The sequence below is a fragment of the Pontibacterium granulatum genome (genome assembly GCF_029961155.1).
In the GTDB taxonomy this organism is placed as follows: domain Bacteria; phylum Pseudomonadota; class Gammaproteobacteria; order Pseudomonadales; family Balneatricaceae; genus Pontibacterium; species Pontibacterium granulatum.
On the sequence record NZ_JASBRH010000040.1, the window covers coordinates 20843 to 27111 of the forward strand.

General features: G+C 51.7%; 5 protein-coding genes. All 5 read left to right on the plus strand.

Annotated elements, in window-relative coordinates:
• Positions 1-54 precede the first annotated feature (54 nt).
• Positions 55-417: a hypothetical protein gene (locus QKW35_RS20740; protein ID WP_282356217.1), complete on the plus strand. Its 363-nt coding sequence runs from the start codon at positions 55-57 to the stop codon at positions 415-417.
• Between the two features lie 39 nt (positions 418-456).
• A complete protein-coding gene (locus tag QKW35_RS20745) occupies positions 457-2004 on the plus strand; it encodes a DNA recombination protein RmuC (RefSeq protein WP_282356219.1) in 1548 nt (515 codons plus the stop codon).
• A 3-nt stretch (positions 2005-2007) separates the two neighbouring features.
• On the plus strand, positions 2008-2643 hold the full coding sequence (locus tag QKW35_RS20750) for a gamma-glutamylcyclotransferase (protein WP_282356220.1): 636 nt from the start codon (positions 2008-2010) through the stop codon (positions 2641-2643).
• A 664-nt stretch (positions 2644-3307) separates the two neighbouring features.
• Positions 3308-4540 (plus strand): cell division protein FtsA, encoded by a 1233-nt coding sequence (gene ftsA / locus QKW35_RS20755; protein ID WP_282356225.1) that lies wholly within the window; start codon positions 3308-3310, stop codon positions 4538-4540.
• A gap of 70 nt (positions 4541-4610) precedes the next feature.
• A complete protein-coding gene (gene ftsZ, locus QKW35_RS20760; protein WP_282356221.1) occupies positions 4611-5810 on the plus strand; it encodes a cell division protein FtsZ in 1200 nt (399 codons plus the stop codon).
• Positions 5811-6269: the final 459 nt, after the last annotated feature.

Consider the following 6269-nt stretch of genomic DNA (forward strand, 5'->3'; position numbering starts at 1 on the left):
GCTGCAAATTACGTACAATAAGCTGAAATTATTCGCTTTTTGGAGAAAACTCTCGTGGATGAGGAACTGAAGTTACTCTACGTCTTTCTGGCAACTGGCCTGGTATCAATGTCTGCAGCCCTGAGCGCGGGGGCCATCAACAAGCTGCCGGACGAAGATAAACCGGAGTTTGCTAAGAGCCGCAACGGTCTGGTTGCCGTGATCATGTCGGGTAACTACTCAGTACTGACCTTGCTGTTCGCGATGGCGTTTGGCGTTCTTAAACTGGACTGGTGGATTCCGCTGAGTTGCCTGTTCATCTCCTTCCCGGTCATTCACGTTGTGGTATTGCAGCGTCTGTTTGGTGACGTGAAAAACCTCTTTATTATGATGCCGCTGGTGATCGCTTCCGGCTTCGCCCTCTATTACTACTGGTAAACCGAACCGATGGAGTTGGCCCCGTTGTTCGCAGCACCTATGGATTCTGTAAGCTTGTTGATTGGCGCCTCTGTGGGGGCGCTTTTCGTTGGCGCTGTTTGCTGGCAGAAGCTGAAAATCAGGCAAGAAGCACTCGAACATGCAAAGGCAGAACTTGCAGCGCAGCAGCAACATCTCCAGGAGCAGGCTGTTCAACAGGCGCGTTTGGAAGAGCGGCTGGAACTGCTGGAGCAGGTACAGCAGCAAAAGCAGCAGTTGGATGAAGAGCTCCGGCTGGTGCGGGAAGAGCTGGTTGTGCGTAGCCAGGATTACGCCGAGCTGGAAACGCGTCTGGAAGAACGTTCCGGTCAACTGGCCTCCTTGCGCGATGACCTACAGGAGGTATCGCAACTGGCAGAGCAGCGGCAGCAGGATTTAGTCCGTCGCAGCAGTGCTTTTGCAGAGTTGAAAACACGCTTGGATGCGGAACGTCAGGCCCACGCAGACAAGCTTAAGACACTGGTAGAAGCGCGGGAACAACTGAAGACTGAATTCCAGAACCTGGCCAATAAGATCTTTGAAGAGAAGTCGGCCAAGTTCAGTCAGGCCAATCAGGAAGGTCTCGGTCATCTTTTAAATCCGTTACGTCAGCAACTGGGTGACTTTAGAAAACGTGTTGAAGACGTCTACGACAAGGAAGCCAAGGATCGACGCTCCTTGTATGAGCAGATCGGGCAGCTGAAAAAGCTGAACCAGCAGATGAGCGAGGATGCCCTCAATCTGACCAATGCCCTGAAAGGGGAGAGCAAAACTCAGGGTAACTGGGGTGAGGTGATTCTGGAGCGTGTACTGCAGGAATCAGGTTTACGCCCGGGGCATGAATACGAAGTGCAGGTGTCGCTGTCCGAGTCGGGCAAGCGTTATCAGCCAGACGTTATTGTGCGCTTGCCGGACAACAAGGATGTGATTGTTGATTCCAAGGTGTCGCTGACTGCCTACGAGCGATACTGCTCAAGCCAAGACGAGCAGGAGCGGCAGCGCTATCTGAGAGAACACCTGCATTCGTTGCGTGGTCATGTGCGCGGTCTGAGCGACAAGGCGTATCAGAAGCTGGAAGGAGTGCGCTCTCTCGACTTTGTACTGCTGTTTGTGCCAGTTGAAGGTGCCTTTATGCTGGCGTTGGAAAACGATAGTGCCCTGTTCAACGATGCATTCGAACGCAATATTATGCTGGTGAGTCCGGCCACGCTGCTGGTAACGCTACGCACGATCCACAACATCTGGCGTTATGAACACCAGAGCCAGAACGCCCGTGAGATTGCCAAGCGAGGCGGCGAACTGCACGACAAGTTTGTTGGTTTCATTGAAGCGATGGACGACATCGGTCGTCACCTGGAGCGAACCCGCTCAGCTTACGATACCGCGTTTAGCCGTCTCTCAACCGGCCGTGGCAATCTGGTCAACCAAGTGGCGCTGTTAAGTCAGCTGGGTGCCAGCGGTAAGAAAAAGTTGCCGGACAGTCTGCTGGAAAGAGCATACGAGTCATCACTGACGGCCGATGCAGTGTCAGAAACGGCAGCGTCTGAAAAAGAAGAGCAGGGTGGGTAGACCATGATCTCAGTGGTGGGTTATGGATCCCTATTGTCCGAGCAATCGGCACGTGAAACCGTACCGGAGCTGGAAAACTTTCGTCTGGTGGTGGTGCCCGGCTATCGTCGTATCTTCAATAAAGTGGGGATCGTGTTCTTCAGCCGCCACGGGGCAGGTGAAACGGATCTGGAGGTCGCATCCTGCTCAACCCAGCCTGCTGAGGATATCAGCATTATCTGCAGTCAGTTTGAGTGTAGCGAAACTGCCTTTCGTGAACTGTATGAGCGCGAGCACCGCTTCCGTTGGGCGGAGGTGGAAACTATCGACCAGAAGGGTGTTAAAAGCCAGGGGCGAATGTGCACGGGTTACAATGACCAGGATTATCGCCTCAACAAGTGCATCACCGAGGCGGAGTATCAGCGTCGTGTGGGACAGTTTTACAGCGGCGTAATCTGGCGGGACGATATTCTGCCGTTTTCGCGCTACCTTGCGTTTTGCCTGCAGGCGGCAAATACACAGGGCGAGCCTGTGTTGAATAACTTCCTGGACAGCAGCTTTCTGGCGGATGGCGAAACCACCATACGTGCCTATGTGGAACAACACCCCCAATTAGTTGATTGGCGTACGTTTGATACCGGCTATAGCTATAAACGTTAAATCTTCTATCTCCTATCTCCCCGCCCGACTTTCCATCCCAGACTCTTAGGTACTGAATACGATAGCCTCTGGCATTCTCCAGAGGGTCTTTCACCTGTGTTCCGTTCTTTCTTTGCGCTGATGCGTAGAGGTTGTGATCCGCACGCTGGTGGCTAGGGGCACCGTGTTTGATCTGTCTGTTTCATCCTTTTTTGTGTCTTGCTATGTGGCAATGAAGTTAATTGTTTGTGTATGAAAAATAGTCAATTATCGTCAATATTGATTTTTGATTTTCTGGTGAAAAATCAATATTAAATATTGAAAATATCGCGAAAAATCAAAATTAAATATTGAAAATTATTTAAATCATCAAGATTAAATTTTGATTTTGCATGGATTCTTTAAATGATTGATGCTGTTGGGTTTATTAAAAGAACGCGTTAAACTGCGTCCCCGCAGGGAAGGTAGCCGATTGAAAAACAACAAAATTTTCTCTTAAGCGGGCTTTCAGCCGGCCGATAACATTGTTATGAAAATTAGGGCTTGATTGTTCTCACAGGCATGCTTTACTTGTCAGCATAGAGAAAATCTTCATTCAATAAATGGATGGAAACTCTAAATCTGCTCTAAAGTGCTTAGTGTTTAAAAAGCAAACAGAGAGAGAAATACATTGGCTGATTCAAATATGATCGTCGCACTGGATATAGGCACCTCTAAGGTGGTTTGTCTGGTAGCCGAGGTCAGACTGGACGGAGAAGTTGAGGTGGTGGGCGTTGGTTCACACCCTTCCCGTGGTCTGAAACGCGGCGTTGTGGTGAATATTGAATCAACCGTAAATTCAATTCAGCGCGCAGTGGAAGATGCTGAATTGATGGCAGGGTGCAAGATTCATTCGGTTACGGTCGGTCTGGCGGGTAGCCATATCAGTGCTGTCAATTCTAAGGGGATTGTGGCACTGAAAAATCGTGAAGTAACGGAACAGGATCTGGATCGGGTTGTTGATGCTGCACGTGCAATAGCAACACCGACGGATCAACGCATTCTGCATATTCTTCCGCAGGAATATGCGATCGACAGTGAGGAAGGGATCAAGGAGCCGCTGGGGATGTCCGGTGTGCGACTTGAAGCGAAGGTTCACCTAGTGACCGGCGCGCTCAACGCCGTCCAGAACATTGAGAAATGTGTTCGGATGTGTGGCCTGGAGATCGACGCACTGGTGCTGAGTCAGTTGGCTTCAAGTGAATCGGTGCTGACGGAAGATGAAAAGGAACTGGGTGTCTGTATCGTTGATATTGGCGCAGGTACCAGTGACGTAGCCGTCTTTGTGGGTGGTGCGTTGTATCACACCGCTGTGATCCCTGTAGGGGGGGATCAGGTCTCCAACGACATCGCGGTGGCGTTGCGTACGCCAACCCCGAATGCGGAAGAATTGAAGGTTAAATATGCGTGTGCACTGTCTCAGCTGGCGAGTGCGCATGAAGTGGTAAAAGTGCCGAGTGTGGGCGACCGTCCGGCAGCCGAGCTGTCGCGACAGGAGTTGGCCAAGGTGGTCGAACCACGCTACGAAGAGCTGTTCTTGCTGATCCAAAAGGAGTTGCAGAGCAGCGGTTTCGAGGGGCTGATACCAACCGGTATCGTACTAACCGGCGGCACGGCCCGCATGGAAGGTGCAGTCGAGCTGGCTGAAGAGATTTTCCACATGCCCGTGCGTTTGGCGTCACCAAACGGCTTCGGCAGCATGTCGGATATTCTGGGGAACCCGATGTACGCGACGGCGGCTGGGTTGCTCAGGCATGCAAATGCAAACGAACAGGAAGGGGCTAGTGTGGCAGTGGTAGAGCCGGAGCGCTCAGAGTTTCAGATCACGCAGCCGAACCTGATCCATCGGATGAAATCCTGGATTCAGGCAAACTTTTAACGGGTGATAAATAGGGGGCGCGAAAGCGCAACTGGCGTAGGGTAGGCGCCAGCCTAGAGGGGAAATAGACATGTTTGAGTTGGTTGATAGTATCCCGCAGAATGCTGTCATCAAGGTGATCGGCGTAGGCGGTGGCGGCGGCAACGCTGTGCAGCATATGGTAACCACCGAAGTAGAAGGTGTTGATTTTATCTGTGCGAATACGGATGCGCAGGCCTTGGATAATATGGCTGCACAGGCCGTTATCCAGATCGGTGGTGAGATGACTAAGGGGCTGGGTGCAGGTGCAAACCCAGAAGTAGGTCGTCAGGCCGCGATGGATGACCGTGAACGTATCTCAGAGATGCTGTCCGGTGCCGACATGGTGTTCATCACCGCTGGCATGGGTGGTGGTACCGGTACCGGTGCGGCGCCAGTCGTGGCCGAGGTTGCCCGTGAAATGGGTATCCTGACTGTAGCGGTAGTCACCAAACCATTTACCTTCGAAGGCCGTAAGCGTCTGGCGATTGCGGAAGAGGGTATCAAGGAGCTGAAAGAAAACGTCGACTCCCTGATCATTATCCCTAACCAGAAATTGTTGCCGGTGCTGGGTAAAAACACCAGCCTGATCAACGCATTCAACACCGCGAACGATGTACTGAAAGGTGCGGTTCAGGGTATTGCCGACCTGATTATCCGTCCGGGTATGATCAACGTCGACTTTGCTGACGTGCGCACCGTTATGTCCGAAATGGGCATGGCGATGATGGGTAGCGGCACCGCACGTGGTGACAACCGTGCGACTGAAGCGACTGAAGCGGCAATCAACAGCCCGCTGTTGGAAGATGTAGATCTTAAAGGTGCCAGCGGAATTTTGGTTAACATCACCGCTGGCCTGGATCTGAGCCTGGGTGAGTTCTCCGAAGTGGGTAACATCGTTGAAGAGTACGCGTCCGACAGCGCAACTATCGTGGTGGGTACTGTAATCGATCCAGAGATGGCTGAAGAGATGAAGGTCACGGTTGTTGCAACCGGCCTGGGTCGTGCTAAGCAGGTTGAGCAGGAAGTACGTGTGGTAAGCAGCGGCGGTGGTCGCGCATCAACGGTTACCACCGACTACAGCCAGCTGGAACTGCCTACTGCAATGCGCAACCGTGCAGAAGCAGAAAAGTCCAAGCGTGTAACCGAACCAACGCGTGAGCCTGAGCCAGAGATTCAGACTGCACGCACTGGCACCGACGATATGGATTTCCTGGATATTCCAGCATTCCTGCGTCGCCAGGCTGACTAAGTCAGCAACCGATTACCATTGCTTAGCCGTCCGATGAAAATCGGGCGGCTTTTTTATTGCGCATAACTTGAACAAGGATTGTTGATTAATTGTACGATGGTGGTTTTAGGAAAAATAAAACCAAAAAAGTATGATTAATTGCTTGATTCATAAGGATTAGTGCATTAAAGTACGCGCCACGTTTGAGGCAACGTAAATTGCTGATTACGATTACGATTACGATTACGATTACGATTACGATTACGATTGCGATTGCGGTGAGGTGTCCGAGTTGTCGACTCGGAGGCGAAGCCGGAGAGAACGTCGGCGTTTACGACGACGGTAACGAGCACGCAGGCGTGCAGTTGCAAAGTCTGAAAAGACCACGTAAACAACATTGCGGTGAGGTGTCCGAGTGGCCGAAGGAGCACGCCTGGAAAGTGTGTATACGGAAACGTATCGAGGGTTCGAATCCCTCCC